The organism is Streptomyces sp. NPDC048484 (genome assembly GCF_040651415.1).
GTDB lineage: Bacteria > Actinomycetota > Actinomycetes > Streptomycetales > Streptomycetaceae > Streptomyces.
In genome coordinates this window covers 18,577-37,478 of sequence record NZ_JBEZJY010000035.1, presented here as the reverse complement: position 1 = coordinate 37,478, position 18,902 = coordinate 18,577, and the positions used below count along the sequence as shown (strand labels likewise).

Annotated in this window: 18 protein-coding genes and 1 pseudogene; 11 read left to right on the top strand and 8 right to left on the bottom strand. The window is 71.6% G+C overall.

Translation table 11 applies throughout. The features are described from left to right. Nucleotides 1-21: 21 nt before the first annotated feature. Nucleotides 22-294, bottom strand: coding sequence for a hypothetical protein (locus AB0D14_RS30755; RefSeq protein ID WP_362785676.1), 273 nt, complete (start codon nucleotides 292-294; stop codon nucleotides 22-24). A 410-nt stretch (nucleotides 295-704) separates the two neighbouring features. On the opposite strand from AB0D14_RS30755, the gene AB0D14_RS30750 reads away from it, so the two are divergent. Next, on the top strand, nucleotides 705-908 hold the full coding sequence (locus AB0D14_RS30750) for a cold-shock protein (protein WP_362785673.1): 204 nt from the start codon (nucleotides 705-707) through the stop codon (nucleotides 906-908). A 90-nt stretch (nucleotides 909-998) separates the two neighbouring features. Here AB0D14_RS30750 and AB0D14_RS30745 read toward each other — a convergent pair whose 3' ends face one another. Together AB0D14_RS30745 and AB0D14_RS30740 are read right to left on the bottom strand one after the other, a co-directional pair. Further along, nucleotides 999-1,670 (bottom strand): response regulator transcription factor, encoded by a 672-nt coding sequence (locus tag AB0D14_RS30745; protein WP_362785670.1) that lies wholly within the window; start codon nucleotides 1,668-1,670, stop codon nucleotides 999-1,001. Next, nucleotides 1,639-3,018 (bottom strand): histidine kinase, encoded by a 1,380-nt coding sequence (locus AB0D14_RS30740; protein WP_362785668.1) that lies wholly within the window; start codon nucleotides 3,016-3,018, stop codon nucleotides 1,639-1,641. Before AB0D14_RS30740 ends, AB0D14_RS30745 begins: the two co-directional genes overlap by 32 nt. Before the next feature lie 182 nt (nucleotides 3,019-3,200). Here AB0D14_RS30740 and AB0D14_RS30735 point away from each other — a divergent pair, with 182 nt between their 5' ends. Continuing rightward, nucleotides 3,201-3,362: a hypothetical protein gene (locus AB0D14_RS30735; RefSeq protein ID WP_362785665.1), complete on the top strand. Its 162-nt coding sequence runs from the start codon at nucleotides 3,201-3,203 to the stop codon at nucleotides 3,360-3,362. Nucleotides 3,363-3,466: 104 nt separating this feature from the next. Here the strand turns inward: AB0D14_RS30735 and AB0D14_RS30730 are convergent, their stop codons facing one another. Further along, on the bottom strand, nucleotides 3,467-4,372 hold the full coding sequence (locus AB0D14_RS30730) for a helix-turn-helix transcriptional regulator (RefSeq protein WP_362785663.1): 906 nt from the start codon (nucleotides 4,370-4,372) through the stop codon (nucleotides 3,467-3,469). Between the two features lie 136 nt (nucleotides 4,373-4,508). Here AB0D14_RS30730 and AB0D14_RS30725 point away from each other — a divergent pair, with 136 nt between their 5' ends. Then, entirely contained in the window at nucleotides 4,509-5,381 is an 873-nt protein-coding gene (locus tag AB0D14_RS30725; RefSeq protein ID WP_362785660.1) for an oxidoreductase, read from the top strand. 118 nt (nucleotides 5,382-5,499) lie between these two features. On the opposite strand, the gene AB0D14_RS30720 is transcribed toward AB0D14_RS30725, so the two are convergent. Continuing rightward, nucleotides 5,500-6,282 carry a CDP-alcohol phosphatidyltransferase family protein gene (locus AB0D14_RS30720; RefSeq protein ID WP_362785657.1) on the bottom strand — a complete coding sequence of 261 codons (783 nt, stop codon included), beginning with the start codon at nucleotides 6,280-6,282 and terminating at the stop codon, nucleotides 5,500-5,502. 144 nt (nucleotides 6,283-6,426) lie between these two features. Between AB0D14_RS30720 and AB0D14_RS30715 the strand changes: the two genes are divergently transcribed. From AB0D14_RS30715 to AB0D14_RS30695, 5 genes and pseudogenes are all read left to right on the top strand, one after another. Continuing rightward, on the top strand, nucleotides 6,427-7,419 hold the full coding sequence (locus tag AB0D14_RS30715; RefSeq protein ID WP_362785655.1) for a dehydrogenase: 993 nt from the start codon (nucleotides 6,427-6,429) through the stop codon (nucleotides 7,417-7,419). Nucleotides 7,420-7,787: 368 nt separating this feature from the next. Then, nucleotides 7,788-8,186 (top strand): 6-carboxytetrahydropterin synthase, encoded by a 399-nt coding sequence (locus tag AB0D14_RS30710; RefSeq protein ID WP_362785652.1) that lies wholly within the window; start codon nucleotides 7,788-7,790, stop codon nucleotides 8,184-8,186. A 23-nt stretch (nucleotides 8,187-8,209) separates the two neighbouring features. Next, on the top strand, nucleotides 8,210-9,310 hold the full coding sequence (locus AB0D14_RS30705; protein ID WP_362785815.1) for a glycosyltransferase family 4 protein: 1,101 nt from the start codon (nucleotides 8,210-8,212) through the stop codon (nucleotides 9,308-9,310). Between the two features lie 83 nt (nucleotides 9,311-9,393). Then, nucleotides 9,394-10,341 carry a class I SAM-dependent methyltransferase gene (locus AB0D14_RS30700; RefSeq protein WP_362785813.1) on the top strand — a complete coding sequence of 316 codons (948 nt, stop codon included), beginning with the start codon at nucleotides 9,394-9,396 and terminating at the stop codon, nucleotides 10,339-10,341. Beyond that, a pseudogene (locus AB0D14_RS30695) lies at nucleotides 10,341-11,450 on the top strand (lysylphosphatidylglycerol synthase transmembrane domain-containing protein); the annotation flags it as partial. The gene AB0D14_RS30700 and the pseudogene AB0D14_RS30695, both read left to right, overlap by 1 nt. A gap of 179 nt (nucleotides 11,451-11,629) precedes the next feature. On the opposite strand, the gene AB0D14_RS30690 reads toward AB0D14_RS30695, so the two are convergent. Further along, on the bottom strand, nucleotides 11,630-12,421 hold the full coding sequence (locus AB0D14_RS30690; protein ID WP_362785649.1) for a creatininase family protein: 792 nt from the start codon (nucleotides 12,419-12,421) through the stop codon (nucleotides 11,630-11,632). 39 nt (nucleotides 12,422-12,460) lie between these two features. Between AB0D14_RS30690 and ribA the strand changes: the two genes are divergently transcribed. The 3 genes from ribA (at nucleotide 12,461) to tgmB (ending at nucleotide 15,444) form a co-directional block, all read left to right on the top strand. Further along, nucleotides 12,461-13,120: a GTP cyclohydrolase II gene (gene ribA, locus AB0D14_RS30685; protein ID WP_362785647.1), complete on the top strand. Its 660-nt coding sequence runs from the start codon at nucleotides 12,461-12,463 to the stop codon at nucleotides 13,118-13,120. Between the two features lie 1,126 nt (nucleotides 13,121-14,246). Further along, nucleotides 14,247-14,438 carry a putative ATP-grasp-modified RiPP gene (tgmA, locus tag AB0D14_RS30680; RefSeq protein ID WP_055514111.1) on the top strand — a complete coding sequence of 64 codons (192 nt, stop codon included), beginning with the start codon at nucleotides 14,247-14,249 and terminating at the stop codon, nucleotides 14,436-14,438. Between the two features lie 16 nt (nucleotides 14,439-14,454). Beyond that, nucleotides 14,455-15,444: an ATP-grasp ribosomal peptide maturase gene (gene tgmB, locus AB0D14_RS30675; protein ID WP_362785644.1), complete on the top strand. Its 990-nt coding sequence runs from the start codon at nucleotides 14,455-14,457 to the stop codon at nucleotides 15,442-15,444. 17 nt (nucleotides 15,445-15,461) lie between these two features. On the opposite strand, the gene AB0D14_RS30670 is transcribed toward tgmB, so the two are convergent. Further along, nucleotides 15,462-17,438: a phosphatase PAP2 family protein gene (locus tag AB0D14_RS30670; RefSeq protein WP_362785641.1), complete on the bottom strand. Its 1,977-nt coding sequence runs from the start codon at nucleotides 17,436-17,438 to the stop codon at nucleotides 15,462-15,464. A gap of 196 nt (nucleotides 17,439-17,634) precedes the next feature. After that, nucleotides 17,635-18,627, bottom strand: coding sequence for a BadF/BadG/BcrA/BcrD ATPase family protein (locus AB0D14_RS30665; protein ID WP_362785638.1), 993 nt, complete (start codon nucleotides 18,625-18,627; stop codon nucleotides 17,635-17,637). Nucleotides 18,628-18,902 lie beyond the last annotated feature (275 nt).

The window sequence follows — 18,902 nt, the reverse complement described above, 5'->3', positions numbered from 1 at the left end:
TGACCGCCGGGACCGCCCGGATCAGGAAGCCTTGTCCCGGTGCCTGCGGAGCCGCTCGTCCAGCGCGAGGGGTGTCCCGCCGAGACCGTTGACCGACCCGCAGGCCATGCGCGCACAGGTTCCGTGGCAGGCGAGCAGCTGTCCGCCGTCATGCTGGGAGACCACCACCGCCTCGGGATCGGGCGAGTTCCGGTAGTCGGTGCCGCACATGAGGCACGCCAGTCCGGAGAGCATCTCGGCGGTCGGTTCGGGGCGGCCGCGGCGGTGGCCGGAGATCGCGTCCTGTGAATACATGTGTCCCGCATCCTCTGTCGTCGGGTCGGGCCGTGCGCGAGGCTCCGGAATGTCCGGGAGACATCCGGAGAGCCGGGAGATCCGCTATCGGCGGACGCGGAGGGGGCTGTGGGAGACGCCGGGACGGTACGAGCCAGAAGGCATCGCGCGGCTCATTTCCGGCCGGATTCGATGTACGTCGGCCATTGCCGTTCTCCGAGTGCGACGCCGAAACGGATGACGGCATACGAGGTGCGCCCGGTGACGCTACGGTACTCCCCTCCTCGACCGGCGCCGACCGGACGTCATCCGGCGCCGGTCGCCGCGCAGCGGGCCGGGGCCGCACTCGGGGTCCCTTTCCACCCGACCGGGAATGATTCCGGCACACCGGACGTTGTAGGGGGTGAGGTTGTAGTTGAAGGAGATTGAACATGGCTCAAGGAACAGTGAAGTGGTTCAACGCGGAGAAGGGTTTCGGCTTCATCGCCCCTGATGAGGGCGGCGCCGACATCTTCGTTCACCACTCGGCGATCGACACCGACGGATTCCGCTCCCTGGAGGAGAACCAGAAGGTGGAGTTCACCGCCAGCCAGGGCCCCAAGGGAATGCAGGCGGACCAGGTCCGCCCGCTCTGACGAGCGCCCTCACCAGGACAGGACCCTTCCGAGGCAGGCCCGTGCGCGGGCCTGCCTCGGGGTGTTTCAGGCGGTCGGCGGGGCCGTCCGTCACGGCGTGCCGCGCGGCACCACCAGTCCGCAGTCGTACGCCAGGATGACGGCCTGCACCCTGTCGCGGAGCCCGTACTTCTCCAGGATGTGCGCGATGTGCGTCTTGACCGTCGTCTCTCCCACTCCCAGTTCGAGTGCGATCTCGGCGTTGGAGAGTCCACGGGTCAGGGCGCGCAGGACGTCGAGTTCGCGGCCGGTGAGCGCGCCGAGACGGGCCGGCACGTCCGGGGTCGAGGGCGCGCCGAGACGGGCGAAGCGGTCGAGCAGGCGGTGGGTGACACGGGGCGAGAGCACGGCGTCACCGGCGGCCACGGTGCGGATGGCGCCGACGAGCGAGTCGGCGGGGCCGTCCTTGACCAGGAAGCCGCTGGCCCCCGCGCGCAGGGCGTCCACCACGTGTGCGTCCAGGTCGAAGGTGGTCAGGATGATGACCCGGCTCGGTGACCCCGTCTCCGCGATGCGGCGCGTGGCCTCGACGCCGTCCATGTTCGGCATGCGGATGTCCATCAGGACGATGTCCGGGCACAGGGATCGGGTGCTCTCGACGGCACTGACGCCGTCCGGCGCCTCGCCGACGACCGTGATGTCCTGTTCGGCTTCCAGGATGAGCCGGAATCCCGTCCGGATCATGGGCTGGTCATCGACCAGCAGGACGCGGATGGCGCGCATACGGAGAGTGCCCTTCGTGCCGGGTGTCGGCGTGCCTGGAAATGGTGTGCCTGGAATCGTCGGGCCACGTGTCGTCGTGCGGTGAGTCGTCGTGCGGGGAACCGAGCCGCGCGGGCAGCGGCACGACCGCGTGGACGCAGTAGCCGCCGCCCTGCCGGGCGCCGGTGTACAGGGAGCCGCCCACGGCACCGATGCGTTCCCGCATGCCGAGCAGTCCGTGACCGGGGCCGTCGGACGGCGCGGGCGGCCGCGGGGCCGCCCCGTCGCCCGGCCGGGGGCCGTCGTCGCAGATCCGGATGATGAGCCTTCGGTGCTCCGGTTCCCAGGCGAGGGTGAGATCGGTGTGGGTGTGGCCGGCGTGCTTGAGCGTGTTGGTGAGGGCCTCCTGCACGACGCGGTAGACGGTCAGGTGTGAGCCGGCCGGCAGCTCCGCGGGTGTCCCGGTCGTCGTGAAGTCGATGGCGAGGCCCGCCGCGCGTACCGAGTCCAGCAGTGCCGGAATGGCATCGCTGGTGGGCTGCGGCGGCTCCTTGTTCGGATCGGTGTCCGCCTCGTCCTCCGCGCGCAGGACGTCGAGGAGCCTGCGCAGTTCGGTGACGGTCGCCCGGCCCGTCTCCTCGATGGTGCCGTGCAGTTCGTGGGCCTTCCTGCCGTCGCGGTCCTGGACCCGGTCGGCGGCGATCGTCTGGACGACCATGAGGCTGACGTTGTGCGCGACGATGTCGTGCAGCTCGCGGGCGATCCGGGCCCGCTCCTCCATGACGGCGGTACGCGCGTTGGCCTCCTGGGCGCGTTCGAGTGCCGCGGCGCGTTCGAGTGCCTGGTCGCGGATGGCGGCGCGCGCTCTGGTGAGTCGGCCGAGCGCCCACGCCGCGACCAGCAGCACGGCCTCCGCGAGCAGTGTGGCGACCCGGTGCCCGGCCGGGGCGAGGACCGCCTCGGTGACGGACGCGGCCGGGATGAGGACGGCTACGACCAGGGTGGCCGTCCTGGGCGCGCCCCGCCGGGCGGTGAGGAACACGGCCGTGGCCACGCCCAGGTAGGCGGGCCCGACGGAGGTGCCGTCGGGCCCGGACAGCTGCGGGACGTAGCGCTGCGCCTGGAGCGCGGCCACCGCCACCGCCGTCACCAGCAGGGCCGGCAGGGGGAACCGCCGGTGGACGGCCAGCGGTAGTGCGGACAGCAGGACGAGTACGACGAACAGGGCGTCCGGAGCACGCAGGTCGGGCCCGCCGGGCGGCATCGTCGCGGCCATGGCGAAGGACCCGGCGGTGAAGAGCAGGGCCAGACCCGTGTCGGCGACGGCCGGGGGCAGGCGCCGTCCCGCGAACGAGTCCATCAAGTCCATGGACCCAACGGTAGACGGATCGCCGAGGACGCCGATCTCACCTGGGGTGGAAAGAACCCGGCCGTCTCCTCCGTGAAGGCATCCTCCGCAGGGAGGAGAGGAGAGGAGAGGCGGAGAGGAGCGGGGAAGGGGACTCGGACACCTGGTGATCATCCTCTGCCGGTTCCCGGCAGGGTGTGTCAGTGGGTGACGCGCACGCCGTCGAGGGCGATGGACAGGACCCGGCCGCGCTCCTCGTCCCGGTCCAGCACGTGCGCCGTGTCTCCGGCGTACCCCGTGCTTCCGGCGACCAGGACCTGTCGATTCCGGGCCAGGAGACCGTCGCTCCCGGCGTACGTGGCTGACGCGACCGGGGACCGATGGCCGGAACGGCCGTCACCGAAGCCCTCACGGGGGCCGGGGCGGCGGCCGTATCCGTGTCCGCCTCCGTGTCAGGGGCGGCAGGCCGTCACTGCTCCTCGACGGCCTGCCGGCTCTCCGAGCCGGACGTGTCCCGGACCTCGCCGGCCGCCGTCAAACTCCCCAATATGGCGAGCAGTTCGGCGTCCCGGCTGCCCGGTGCGGCCTGGAACACCTTCAGGATCAGGCCGTCCGTGCCGACGATGCCCAGCTTGCTGGCCTGCAGCTCGAAGTCGCCGACCTTCGGATGACGCAGCCGCAGGACACGTGAGTGCTTGGGCTGCACGTCGTGCCGGCCCCACAGATACCGGAAGCGCTCGCTGCGTACGGACAGCTCACCCACGAGTTCCACCAGGCGGGGATCGTCGACGTCGGGCCCGACATTGGCCCGCAGGGCGGCGACCCCCGCCTCCGTCAGCTCGTCCCAGTCCCGCCGCAGCTCCCGTTCGGTCTCGTCGAGGAGGACGGCCCGCATGATGTTGCTGCCGGGAGCGTGGTTCGGGGACAGGGCGATGGCCAGCGCGTTGGCGGCCAGCACGTCGGTGAACTTGTTCTCGACGTAGGCGGGATTGTTCGGCCATCCCTCCATGAGCTGAAGGATGTCGGGCGGCACGGACTCGGGCTTCCGCCCGGCCCGTCCGCGGCCCGTGGCAGAGGCCGTCCTGCGGCCCCGGGAGGGCCGGGGCTGGGCCAGGCCGATCAGATGGGTCGTGGCGTTGGCGTCCAGATTGAGGACGTCGGCCAGGGCTTCGAGGACCTGGAGCGACGGGTTGCGGTCGCGGCCCTGCTCCAGGCGCAGGTAGTAGTCGGCGCTGATGCCGGAGAGCATCGCGACCTCCTCGCGGCGCAGGCCGGGTACGCGCCGCAGGCCGCCGCCGCGGATCCCGGCGTCCTCGGGCCGGACCAGGGCCCGGCGGGCGCGCAGGAACTCTCCGAGGGCGTTCGTGCCGTTCATGTCTCCACCCTAGTTCCGTCCCGGCCACGGTGACTGTCCCTGTCACTACCAGGAACAGCGGGGTACTGCCGTCCGCGTTCGGCCCGGCGCAGAGTCGAAGAGCAAGCACCCGAGAAGCACAGCGAGAGGCATCACCATGACGGACGTGACCGGCACGGTCTCCGGCGGCACCCTCACCCTGGCCGACGGCCTGACCCTCACGCGCATGGGGTACGGAGCCATGCAACTGGCGGGCCCCAACGTGTTCGGGCCGCCCAAGGACCGGAACGAAGCTCTCGCGGTGCTGCGGGAGGCCGTCGAGCGGGGCATCACACACATCGACACCAGCGACTTCTACGGGCCGGTCGTGGTCAACGAGATCATCAAGGAGGCCCTGTACCCCTACCCCGCGGACCTGCGCATCGTGACCAAGGTCGGCGCCCGCCGTGGCGACGACGGTTCCTGGAACCTCGTCCGGGACCCCGAGGACCTCAAGGCCCAGGTCCGGGAGAACCTCCAGCACCTCGGCCTGGACGCGCTCGACGTGGTGAACCTGCGCCTCGGCACCGTCGACGGCATCAGCGAGGAGTCGCTGAGCGAGCCGTTCGGCGCCCTGGCCGAGCTGCGGAAGGAGGGCCTGATCCGCCATCTCGGAGTCAGTTCCGTCTCCGACGCCCAGCTGACCGAGGCACAGGCCATCGCCCCTGTCGTCACCGTGCAGAACCTCTACAACCTGGCCAACCGCCAGGACGACGCCCTGGTCGAGCGGTGCGCGGCGGAGGGGATCGCCTTCGCGCCGTTCTTCCCGCTCGGCGGTTTCAGTCCGCTGCAGTCGCAGATCCTGACCGACGTCGCCGGCCGTCTGGACGCCTCGCCCCAGCAGGTCGCTCTGGCCTGGCTGCTGCAGCGTTCGTCGACGATCGTTCTCATCCCGGGTACGTCTTCGCGGGCGCACCTGCGCGAGAACATCGCCGCCGCGGATCTCGTCCTGCCGGACGAGGAGATCGCGGAACTGAACAAGATCGCTTGAGGGATCCCCACCTGAGGGGGGCGGGGGGAACTGCGCGCTCAGACACACACAACCCGCAGTCGACGTAGTACGTCGGCTGCGGGTCCGTGGGGGTTGGTCGCGCGGTTCCCCCCGCCCCTCAGGGGGCGCCCACGGTCGCCGTCTCGCGGAGGCGGTCCGGCTCGGCCCGTGCGAGCTCGCGCCCGGCGGAGCCCTTCGTCCGGTACAGCCAGCCGATGTCACGGCCGAACGACCACGTCAGCAGGGCCAGAGCCAGGGCGACGACCCCGAACGTCAGGGCGTACGGGAGGATCCCCGAGCCCGCGAGCAGCAGCAGGACGCCCTGGAGGGCGGCCACCGTTTTGCGGGCGGTGCTCGGCGGGAGGGCGTTGTTCAGCCAGGGCAGGAACCTGGCGGCTGCCACGAAGGCGTAGCGCATGGTGCCGATGACGAGGGCCCAGGGGCCCACCGAGGCGGCGACGTACACGCTGAGCACCAGGATGAGGAACGCGTCGACCTCCATGTCGAAGCGGGCGCCCAGTGCCGTGGAGGAACCGGTGCGGCGGGCGACCTTGCCGTCGACCGCGTCGAGGATCAGGGCGACCGCGGTGAGCGCGACCAGGACCGTGACCGGCGGCGGGCTCTGGAAGGAGTCCGCGACCAGGGCGGTCACACCTCCGACGAGAGTGGCCCGGCCCAGCGTCACGCGGTTGGCGATACCGAAGGAGCGGGGCCGCGAGCGGTGCAGGGCGCGCGAGAGCACGGCCCACGTCGCGATGCCGAACGCCAGCCCCGTGAGCCAGCCCGCAGGGCCCAGGCCGATCGCCGTGCCGAGCACGGTCAACAGCAGTAGCTGCACGCCCGCTCCCACGGCCGTCTCCTGCTGCAAGAGCCTCGTGTCGTACGTGTTGTTCAGGGCCACCGCACATCCTCCGGCCAGGTGACAGAGTCGATCATTGCCGCGTACCTTGTGCGCGGCTTCGCAAAGGTCGGTACGTGGCTCGCCGTCCAATCGTTCAGCCCGGCCGCTCAGCCGATACACATGAACTACTCAGGAGGATGCCGAATGGACCGCTCCGCCCGCGCCTTCTGGCTCCGCTCTCCCGGCCGTGGCGAACTCCGGGACACCCCCCTGCCCGAACCCGCCGAGGGCGAGGTTCTGGTGCGCACACTCTTCTCAGGAGTGAGTCGCGGAACGGAGACGCTCGTCTTCCGCGGCGGCGTCCCGGAGAGCCAGTACGCCGCCATGCGGGCGCCCTTCCAGGAAGGCGACTTTCCCGGTCCCGTCAAGTACGGGTACCTGAACGTCGGAACCGTGGAGGAGGGGCCCGCCGAACTCGTCGGGCGGACCGTCTTCTGCCTCTATCCGCACCAGAGCCGGTACGTCGTGCCCGCCAGCGCCGTCACGCCCGTACCCGAGAACGTGCCCGCCTCGCGTGCCGTGCTCGCCGGCACCGTGGAGACCGCCGTCAACGCCCTCTGGGACGCGGCGCCCCTGATCGGTGACCGGATCTCCGTGGTCGGCGCGGGCATGGTCGGCGCGAGCGTCGCCGCGCTCCTCGCTCGGTATCCCGCCGCGAACGTCCAGCTCGTCGACGCCGACCCGGCACGCGCGGACCTCGCACGGGCCCTGGGCATCGACTTCGCACTGCCGGCGGACGCCGCAGGAGAGCGTGACCTCGTCGTCCACGCGAGCGCCACCGAGGCCGGGCTCTCCCGCGCGCTCGAACTCCTCGCCCCGGAGGGAACCGTCCTCGAACTGAGCTGGTACGGCGACCGGAAGGTCAGCCTGCCGCTCGGCGAGGCGTTCCACTCCCGCCGGCTCGTCATCCGCAGCAGCCAGGTCGGAACCGTCTCACCGGCCAGGAGTTCCCGCCGCACGTACGCCGACCGGCTCGCGCTCTCGCTCGAACTCCTCGCCGATCCCGCCTTCGACGCCCTGATCACGGGCGAATGCGCCTTCGAGGACCTGCCCGGGACGATGGCCGGGCTCACCACGGGGGAGACGACGGCGATGTGCCATTTGGTGAGGTACGACGCCGACACGGCCCGGGACTGATAGACCGGGACCCGGGGCCGGGGTGAAATGTCGGGGTCGAGTGGACGGGACCCCGGGTCGGGGGGAAATGTCGGGGTCGATGCCTCGGGATCAAGGGATTCGGCACATCCGGGTCTCGGGTCCCCTCTGCCACTCCGCTCCTCGATACCAAGCAACTCCGCCCGGAAAACGGTCACGTATGCACACCGAGTAGCCAAATCCAAACACTGGTACCCAAGTTCGCACCATGCGCCCACCTGGCAACCCTGCCGCGAGAAACGCGTCCGAAACTCCGACCCGTACCCCCTGAACACGGAGAACGGACCGGCCGTACTACACGGCACGCCCCGGCAGAGGGGTCAGACGCACCGCACCTGGAGGGTCGTCCGTTGTTCAGCATCACCGTCCGCGATCACCTGATGATCGCCCACAGCTTCCGCGGAGAGGTCTTCGGACCCGCGCAGCGCCTGCACGGAGCGACGTTCCTCGTGGACGCCACGTTCCGGCGCGCCGAGCTGGACGACGACAACATCGTCGTCGACATCGGACTGGCCACCAGGGAACTCGGGGAGGTGGTGGCCGAGATGAACTACCGCAACCTCGACAACGAGCCGGTGTTCGCCGACACCAACACCTCGACGGAGTTCCTGGCGAAGGTCGTCGCCGACCGCCTCGCAGAACGCGTGGAAAAGGGAGCGATGGGCGAGGGCGCCCGCGGCCTGGCCGGCATCACGGTCACCCTGCACGAGTCGCACATCGCCTGGGCGAGTTACGAGCGTGCCCTGTGAACCACAACGCCGACATCATCCCCATGTCCCTGCGCGCCATGCACTTCGTGATGCCCGGCGGAGTGAACGACCCGACCATGCCGAGCGGCGGAAACGTCTACGACGCCCGGGTCAGCTTCGACCTCCCCGGCTTCGGCTGGCAGGTCCACAAGCACGCCATCGACGGCAGCTGGCCCCAGCCCGCAGCCGCCGCCCGCGACGAGCTGGCCCGCACGCTCGCGGAGCTGGCCGACGGCACCGTCGTACTCCTCGACGGACTGGTCGCCTGCGCGGTCCCCGAGGTCGTCATTCCGGAGGCCGAACGGCTGCGTCTGGTCGTCCTCGTGCACCTGCCGCTCGGCGACGAGATCGGGCTCACGCCCGAGCTGGCGGCGGACCTGGACGCCCGGGAGCGCCACACGCTGCGCGCAGTGCCGGCTGTCGTGGCCACCAGCCAATGGGCGGCCCGCAGACTCGTCGCGCACCACGGGCTCGCGCCCGACCGCGTCCATGTCGCCGCCCCCGGCGCCGACATCGCGCCCCTCGCCCCCGGCACCGACGGCGTCTCGCGGCTGTTGTGCGTCGCCTCGGTCACCCCGCGCAAGGGGCAGCACCGGCTCGTCGAGGCCCTCGCCACCGTCACCGACCTGCCCTGGAGCTGCGTCCTCGTCGGCGGTCTCAACCACGACCCCGAGTACGTGGCCGAACTGCGGGTCCTGATCGACCGGTACGGCCTCGGTGACCGGCTGGAGCTCGCCGGACCCCGGTCCGGCGCCGCACTCGACGCGAGCTACGCCTCGGCCGACCTGATGGTCCTCACCTCGTACGCCGAGACGTACGGCATGGCCGTCACCGAGGCGCTCGCCCGTGGAATTCCCGTGCTGGCCACGGACGTCGGCGGACTCCCCGAGGCCGTGGGGCGCGCGCCCGACGGCGGGGTGCCCGGCCTGCTCGTCCCGCCGGAGAACCCCGCGGCTCTCGCCGCGGAACTGCGCGGCTGGTTCGGCGAGGCAGACGTGCGCAGGCGTCTCAAGGCCGCCGCGCGTGCCCGCAGGGCGTCCCTCGGCGGCTGGGCCGCCACGGCCCAGAGTCTGTCGGGTGTCATGGGGCGATTGAAGAGCGAGGCAAGGAGGGGGGCGGCATGAACGGCATAAGCAGTACGAGCACGACGCCGACAGGGATTCCGGGGGCCGGCACGACGACCGCGGCGGTACCGGGCGGGGCGGGTATGACGACCGCGCCGGTACCGGGTGAGGAGACGGCGGCCGGTTCCGGGGCCGCGGAGCGCGGACGGGACACAGGAACGATTCGGCTCGGCGACCGCACCCGCGGCGAGGCCACCGACGACACCACCCGCTACGCCCCCGAGTGGCTGCAGCTGAGGGAGGACGTCGACGCCTCGGCCCGCTCGTCCGAGCTGCTCGATCCGCTGCGGATCCGGCTCGCGAACCTGCCGCGGCGGGCCAACGGGTTCGTCATCCACGACCTCGGCTGCGGCACCGGCTCCATGGGGCGCTGGCTCGCGCCCCGGCTCGACGGGCCGCAGCACTGGGTGCTGCACGACCGGGACCCGTATCTGCTGCACTTCGCCGCCGTCGGGTCGCCCCGTTCGGCAGCCGACGGCAGCCGGGTCACGGTGGAGACGCAGCGCGGCGACGTCGGCCGGCTGACCGCCGACGCCCTGGCCGGCGCCTCGCTGGTGACGGCCTCCGCGCTGCTGGACGTCCTCAACGCCGACGAGATCGAGGCACTGGCCGCGGCCTGCGCCGGAGCCGGCTGCCCCGCCCTCCTCACCCTCTCGGTGGTGGGACGGGTCGAATTCACCCCGGCCCACCCGCTGGACGCCGAGATCGCCGACGCGTTCAACAACCACCAGCGGCGCGGGGACCTGCTCGGCCCCGAGTCGGTCAGCGCGGCCTGCGACGCCTTCTCCCGGCACGGCGCGACAGTGCGGGTGCACCCCAGCGCGTGGCGGCTCGGCCCCGCCGAGTCCGCGCTGACCGCGGAGTGGCTGCGCGGCTGGGTCGGCGCGGCCGTCGAACAGCGCCCCGAACTGGCCGACCGGGCGGACGCCTACCTCCGGGAGCGCCTCGCGGCGTGCGAGGCGGGGGAGCTGAGCGCGGTGGTTCACCACAGCGACCTGCTCGCGCTGGCCCGCCCGGGCGGGGGAGTGTGATGAGCGCGGGAGCCGTGGCGGAGGACGAGCGGTCACTGGCCGCCCTGGACGCCCTGGACGAGGAGTTGTCGGCGGCGGTCCGGGACAGCGACACGAACGACACGGACGAGAACGACACGGACGAGACGGAGACGGCGGAGCGGCCGGACGCCGACGCGGGTCCCGGCGCTCCCGCCCTGCGCTCGCACGGCGGCGAGACGTCTGCCGTGCACCAGGACGGCCCCGGCACACCTGCCGTGCTTCCGCGCGGCGGCCGGACCCGCGTCATGGGCCGTGTCCGCGCCCGCCTCGACTCCCGCATCCTGCGCACCCACTTCGGCACGATCGCCGGTGTCGTCATTCTCACCGTGCTGACCTGGCGCCTGGGCACCGGTGTCTTCCTGGACGGCCTGCGCCGGATCGACGGGGTCACGCTCCTCGCGGCGCTCGGCATCGGCCTGCTCACCACGGTGTTCAGTGCCTGGCGCTGGTGCGTGGTCGCCCGTGGCATGCGGCTCAGGCTGCCGCTGGGCCCGGCCGTCGCGGACTACTACCGCGCGCTGTTCCTCAACGCGGCGCTGCCGGGCGGCGTACTCGGCGATGTCCACCGGGCGGTACGGCACGGGCAGAGTGCCGGCGACGTCGGCCGCGGCGTGCGCGCCGTCGTCTTCGAACGGGTCGCGGGCCAGGCGGTCCTGGCCGTGGTAGGGGTGGCCGTACTGCTCACCCAGCCCTCGCCGGTCCTGACCGAGACCCGGCACCTCGTCGTGCTGCTGGCCGCCGTCTCACTGTGCGGGGTCGTCACCGTGGGCGCCGTCCGCGGCAGGGGCAGGGCGGCGCCCACCTCCCGCCGCTCCCGGGCCGTGCGTGCCACGCTCACCGAGGCCCGCGGGGCGCTGCTGGCACGCGGAAGCTGGCCGGGCGTGGTGATCTCGTCCGTCGTGGTCCTCGCGGGGCACGTCCTGATGTTCGTCCTCGCGGCCCGGGTGGCCGGATCGGCCGCCCCCGTTGCCGAACTGGTACCTCTGGCGCTGCTGGCCCTGATCGCCATGGGGCTGCCGCTGAACGTCGGCGGCTGGGGGCCCAGGGAGGGCGTCACCGCCTGGGCGTTCGGCGCCGCGGGCCTGGGCGCGACCCAGGGTCTGACCGTCGCCGTCGTCTACGGCGTGCTCAGCTTCGCCGCGAGCCTGCCCGGAGTCGCCGTTCTCGTGGGGCGCTGGTACGGGGGACTGCGCAGCCCGCGCCGGGCCGGCGCGGACGGCGACGGGCCCAGGGACGGCAACGGGGACAGGGACAGGAACGGAGACGCTCAGCGCGGATCTGCGACCGGCGGGACGCCGGACTCCGATGTCAGCAGGGAGAAGTACGCTCCGAAGGAGTCGGCGAGCGAGGCCAGAAGTTCCTTCCCCTTCCCCGCGGACGCCCTCGAAGGGCGCCCGATGACACCGGACCTGGTATAGGCCGACATGCCGAGGGAGAGCATCTGCCGACGGTCGTCGGCGACGAAGTCGGAGGTCTCGTAACCAGGCTTGAGGAATTCCGGATTGGTGTGCAGCAGAATGGAGGTCTCAATTTCCCCCGCATGCATATCAGTGAGCAGCGAGGTCTCCACCCCGGCCGCCTCCCGCGCCGCTTCCCAGTCCTCGACCGCCGGGAACAGAGCCATTCGCGCACCGGCGGCGGAGGATTCCTGAACGACATTGCCCAGCACGTAATTTCCGCCATGACCATTGATCAGAACGAGGGTCTCGACGCCCGACCGACGCAGCGAATCGGCTATGTCCCGCACCACCGCATGGAGTGTCACGGAGGAAATGCTCACCGTTCCCGGCCAGGCCGCGTGTTCGTGCGAGCAGGAGATCGTCACCGGAGGAAGGAGATGAACGGGGAATGCGGCAGCGACCTCCCGGGCGATCGCACACGCGACCAGCGTGTCGGTCGACAGCGGAAGATAAGGGCCGTGCTGCTCGAAGCTGCCCACGGGGAGTACGGCGACCTGCCGGGCGACACCGGCGCCTCGTGCCCGTACATCCTCCGTGGTGTCAGCCGGCAACGGCCCTGACACTGTGAGTCGTATTTCCGAACCGCCCGAATTGACCATATTCTCGCGACCTTTCGTCTCTGCTTAGGAACCAGGATCATGACAGAAATAGATGGCGTACTCGCCGGGAAAGCCCGGTCCTCAGGTGCCGAGCGGGTCGTGACTGCCCCGCTTCCCACTGTGTACGGTGATTTCCAGGCCGTCGGCTACCTGGACCGTACCCGCGGAGACGAACAAGTGGCTCTCGTCCACGGTGACATCCGGGAGGAGGGAATGCTCACCCGGCTCCACTCCGAGTGCCTGACCGGCGACGCGTTCGGGTCCCGGCACTGCGAGTGCGGCCCACAACTCTCCAACGCGCTGCGGGAGATAGCGGCGGAGGGCCGCGGCATCCTGATCTACCTCCGGGGGCACGAGGGCCGGGGCATCGGTCTGCTGGCCAAGCTGAAGGCGATGAAGCTCCAGGCCGAGGGTCTCGACACGGTCGAGGCGAACCTCGCGCTCGGACTGCCCGTGGACGCCCGCGACTACAGCGTGGGCGCGGACATCCTGCACGACCTCGGCGTCCGCTCGGTGCGACTGCTGTCCAACAACCCGCGCAAGCGGGAGGCGTTGGTCCGCAACGGCATCAGGGTCGACGCGCAGGTACCGCTGTTGATCCCGCCCTGTGACGACAACATCACCTACCTCCGGACCAAGCGCGAGCGCCTGGACCACGACCTGCCCCACCTGGACGCCGTGGTGGGCCACCGCGTCTGACCCGACCCGACCCTGCCCGTCCCTTGCCCGACCCCGCCTCGCCCGCAGCCGCTCCGCGCGCCGCAGACCTCCCCCGCGGCGCGCGGCGGCCGGGAGTTTCACCCGGTCCGCGGACACCGGGGCCGTCGCCAAGTCCGGCAGTATCGATCCGGCAGTATCGATCCGGGCAACGCGGCCGCCGGGCCGCCGATCATGCACGCCGCGATCAGCGCGATCAGTGCCCTCGACCCGGTCACCGGCCGGCTCGCCAGAGGCTGCGTGCCGCCGAACTCGGCGCCCCCGTCAAGGCCGTGCGCTCGGCACAGAAAGCTGTAGCCGGACTGCCCGTGGTCGTGGCCCACACCCACACCCACGTAGCACGCAGCACCACGTCCGTCGTACGGCCGAACTCGCCCGCCCAGAAGCCGACTTCACGCCGCGGACCGGAAGTGGTGTCCGACACCACCCTGCGCACACGCCCGACCACGGTCGGGAAGCGGTGGGGCGGCTCCCGATGTCGCCGTGCGGGCTGTAAGGCATGAGATGTACGACACACCCGCGGTGAGAGCCGGGAGTCAGCTCCTCGGAAAACAGACCGCCGCCGATTGTCCACCCGGCCGGGCGGTGAACCGGTTCGAGTGGCTCCCGTTCCGCCAACGCGGGTCGGCCGCGACCGGATTCACCTCCTTCTCCGGAGCGCTCCGGTCCCCTCTAGGCATGTCCCTGGCGAGAGGCCGAACGCGGTACGAGGGAGGCGCCCGCCGAGTGAAATCCATGGTCACGGCCGCGTGTGTGCGAAGTCCCGCGTTCCTGTGCGCGCAGGGAACCGCCCGGCCCGGGCACCCGGCGGGCGCGCGAGACGTTCGACGCGCACGGGTGTGCGCGCGTGCGCTGAACCGCGGCTCGGCTCCGGATCCGTAGGTTCAGGACGCGCGTCACGCATGGTGCGTGGCTGCCTTGGGTACGCAGGATCGGCCCAGCTCGAACGAGTCACGAGTGATACCGCTTCTGTGACTACGCAGCGTGAGGCAACCATTCTCCAGTTCGATTCGTATATCTCCGTGGAAGCCCTGTGGGCCCGCCGGGTACCGTGATGCCGGAGCGTCACGATCCGCTTGGGCGGGTCCGCACCGAGCAAGGAGAACCGATGCGACCGTTCGCGCTCAACTACGCCCGTCCGGCCCAGCAGTTGGAGGTCAGCGTTCCGTACGCTTACGACTCCAGACTGCAGTTGAACGTACTCCCGGACGGGCGGCTCGCCGCTCATGACTACGCCGTGTTGCGGGAGCTGGGGTCCACGACCTCCACCGCGGGCTCAAAGACCCACTTCGACGACTGAATCCGGACCCCTGACGATGACGGTTCTGATCCTGACGTGCGAACAGGATGTGACCGCGGACATGGTGCTGGCGGAACTGGACGGGCACGGCGTCCCGGTCGTCCGCCTCGACCCCGCGGACCTGCCCGGCCCGGTGGCCCTGTCCGGCGAGTACGTGCGCGGCGGCTTTCGCGGGCATCTGTCCGCCGGCGGCCGGCTGGTGAGCATGAGCGGGCTGCGGTCCGTCTGGGTCCGCAGGCCCGGCGCGCCCGCGAGCAACACCGCGGAGCCCTCCGACTGGCTGACCGAGGAGTCCGCGCAGGCGCTCTTCGGCATGCTGCGCTCCACCGACGCGCGCTGGATGAACCACCCCGACGCGGCCCGCCGGGCCCGCCACAAGCCCTGGCAGCTCCACCTGGCCCAGCGCAGCAGGCTGCCGGTACCCGCGACTTTGATCACCACGTTCCCGCAGGCCGCCCGCGACTTCGCCATCCGCTTTCCGGACCTGGTGGTCAAGCCCGTCTCGGGCGCGCACCCGCAGGAACCGCCCAGGGCGGTGCCCACCAGCCGGGTCGCACCCGGCACCGACTTCGCGGCCGTCGCCTTCGGCCCGACCCTGCTCCAGCGCCGGGTGGCCAAGCGGGCCGACATCAGGCTGACCTGCGTCGGTGACCGGATCTTCGCCGCCCGTAAGGCGGTCGCACCGGACGCCGACCCCGACGAGGTGGACGTACGCTTCGCCACCTCCGACGCGCCGTGGCGCGCGGTGGACACGCCGTCGTCCGTCGCCGCCGGGGTGCGTGTCTATCTCCAGGAGGCCGGACTGGCCTTCGGCGCCTTCGACTTCGCGGAGGACGACGACGGAATGTGGTGGTTCCTGGAGTGCAACCAGTCCGGCCAGTTCGGATTCGTACAGATCGAGTCGGGCCAGCCCATAGCGGCCGCCGTGGCCGACTGGCTGGCCGCCCCGGGCGCGGCCGACGCACCGTCCGACGGCAGCAGGGCGTGGGCCATGGAAGGCCACTGACGAGCCGCCAGGGGTGATCAGGTGAGCCGTACGGACAGGCCGCGCGCCGTGAAGACGGGCTCGGCGCGGAATCCGTCCACCGTGATGTCGGCGAACCGGCCCTGCAGCGTCCGTGTCTCGATCACCGGAAGGATCGTGCCCCTCCGCGGGCGGTGCGAGCCGTCGACGTGGTCGAGGTGTACGACGAGCCTGGTGTCCCGGCCGAGCAGCACACGACGGTTCACCTTCAACGCCGGTTCGCGGTCGCCCGCGAGCGTCACCTCCAGCGTCGTACCGGACGCCTGGGTGTACGCGCCCCGCACCCGAAGCGGTGAAGTCGCCCGCAGCGTCCCGCCCTTCACGCGTACGTCGGCGCGGCCCAGGGCGTTGGCCGAACCGGTCGCGAGGACGCCCTGCTCCAGTGTGGTGCCGCCGGAGTACTCGTTGGCGCCGGTGAGTGACAGCGTGCCGCTGCCGCGCTTGACGAGCGCGCCCCGGCCGCCGATGTCGTTGCGCCAGGTGTCGGCGGCGCCGAAGCCCCCGGCGGCGGCGTCCAGCGTGACGTGCACGTCGCCGTCGAAGGCCCCGTACCCGTCGGCGGCGGCGAAGAGGTTCAGCCGCCCCCACTTCTCGAAGCCGTCCAGCAGCACGTAGCCGGCGGGCAGCGCGGTCGTCCGCAGCACCTCGCGCCGCTGGGCCGCGGAGAGGTAGGGCAGGCGCGTCTCCAGCAGGACCTCGGCGCCCTTGGGCACGCTCATGCGGTCGTGCGCGGGCCGCTTGGGCAGTACATACGTCAACCGGGGCTCGACCGACGCCCAGTTGACGGCGCGGTCGGCGTACGGATCCGTGTCCGGGCCCGCCGAGTGCGCGTAGGCGTAGAGGGTGTCCGCGGTCGTGCCGGTCCGTTCCTGGAAGTAGGCGGCGGCCTGGGCGCGGGCCGCGGCCTTCAGGCCGGCGTTCGCCGGATCGGTGAGCGCCGCCGCCGCGAGAGCCGTGGCGAGGACACGGCCGCCCACCACGTCGACGGTGGAGTGCATGCCCGACACGATCCGGGTGTGGGCGAGTTCGGAAGCGCGGGCCATCAGCTCCTGGAACCGCTCGGGGACCGCGTACGCCATGGCGAGTGCCGCGAGGCAGAAGGCGTTCGTGTGGCCGCTGGTGAAGCCCCCGTCGTCGGCCGGGTCGGTGCCGCGCTGCCTCAGTAGCTGGGGGACGACCACGACGTCGGACTCGTAGACGGGGAAGCCCAGTTCGTCGGTCCTGCCCGTGCCGACGATTTCGTTGCTCTCGTTCATGCGCCACGGGCGGGGGTACTGGTAGCCGAGCTTGGACGGGTTGCTCGACGCGAACGGGCCGCGGACCGTGTCGACCAGCTCGGCGACCTTGCCGAGGTCCGAGGTGTGGGAGCCGGCGCCCAGTGCGGAGCCCGCGGGCGCGTCGGCCGGGAGCGTGTCGTTGATCCGGTCCGCCGGAACGCCGTCCGGTGCCGAGGTGATGCCGGTGACGGCCTTCGCCCCGTTCCGGTACAGGTCGGCGAGCGGGCCCAGGCCGGCGATCACCGCGTAACTCTGGTGCTGACGGTCCTGGACGAACGCCGTCCGGGCCTCGGCCTCCGTGCGGAGGCGGGTGACGCGTGCGCAGTACCGCATGTTGGCGCGCAGGATCTCGGGCATCAGCGGGGTGCCGGTGTCCCAGGTCGCGCCCGTCTTCCAGATGCGCGCGAAGCCGTCGAGGATGTGCATGGCCGCGTTGGTCTCGGAGGTCAGGTTGCCGACGACGTTGGTGGCGTACGAGTCCACGAAGGCGACGGACGTGTTCACGGCGGCAGCCGTCCCCGTCGATGCCGCCGCCGATATCGACGCCGACGTCGATGCCGATGCGGGGGTCGGCCACGCCACAACCGCGGGACCCGCTATCAGTCCGGCCGAGACACCGGCCGAACCGCGCAGGAACACGCGCCGGTCGATACCGGAACCGCTACGAGGAGGACGGGGACGGGGGTGCGCACCGGGCATGGAAATGCCTCTCCTTCTGATCCTGCTGGAGTCGTGACGGGGACAGACGACGGGACAGACGGTGGGAGGGATGACGGGACAGGCTGCACGAGGGGGACGGGAGAGACGACCGGACCGGGCCGGAGCGGCACAAGGCGCTGAACGCACACGAATGGTGCCGTCCGGCCCACGCCTTGTGCCGTCCGGCCGCGCCGCCTCACAGCAGAGCCCGGGCCAGTGCCACGGCTCCCTCGACCGGTGGAACCCGCAGCGGCCGCGGCCGTGCCGCCGGCAACGTCTCGGCGAGCGCGGCGGTGAACGCCTCGTACAGCACCGGTCGGCCGAGCACCGCGCCACCCGCCACCACCACGTCGTCCACGGGGACCCCGCGTCGGGCGAGTCGTACGACGAGCGACGCCAGAGCCCGGCCGCCCTCGGCGATCACTCCAAGGGCGAGCGACGAGCCGTCCTCGGCCGCCGCGAACACATTGGGGGCATGGCGTCCCCACTCCGCGGAGACATCGGTAGCGCTCTCCAACGCCGCGCCCAGGGCCGGTACTTCGGGCACTCCGAACGCGGCGGTCAGCCGGTCCGCGAGGGCGTCCGGCGGCTCGCCGCGGTCGTGCGCCGCCCAGAGAGCCCGCGCCGCCTCGCGTACGAGACCGGCCGACCCGCCCTCGTCGCCCAGTACCGCGCCCCAGCCGCCGACCTGGATCCCGGTGCCGTCGGCCAGCAGGCCCACCGCGACCGAACCGGTACCGGCAACCAGACCCACGCCCTTGTCCAGACCCGCCGCGGGTACGAGGAGTTCGGCGTCGCCGACGACACGGCAGGGCACGTGACGGCCGGGCGTCTGGACGAGCGCGTGGAGAGCGGAGCGGATCTCCTCGCACTGGCGAGGTGTCTCGCAGGCGTGGCCGCCGACGGCCACCGCGGCGGGGCGGGTGCCCCGGGGCAGCGCGTCGTCGATCAGCGCGGCCAGCCAGGCGGCGGCCGCCGCGGGATCGTGCGGCCGCCAACCCGTGCTCGTCCGCACGTGATCGGCGACCATCGTGACGTGATCGGCGACCGGCGTGCCCGGCCCGGAGCCGGTGGTCGCCCGGGAGCCGGTGTCCGCCCCGGAGTCGGGGCGGACACCGGCTTCCGCGCGCAGATGCGTCTTGGTGCCGCCCACGTCGATACCGACGGCGACGGGCATGGAGTCCGGCACGGATCCTCTTTCGTCGGTGCGCCGTACGCCATGGGCGGTGCGCGCGTGGGAAGCGAACGCCGGGCCGGGCGGAGCCTGCGAATGGTGGTTAGGGAAGCCCCGGGACGGGCTTCGGGAGGGTGCGGCAGGCGAGTACCGCACGAGTTCGTTAGGAAGTTAACTAACGAAGTAGGGTGCGTCAAGGGTTGTGGAACCCATGCCGTACAACGGTTGCCACAGACGGCGAACGGCGAACCACCGGGGGGCTTCTGATGGATCTCCGCGACGCCGCGACG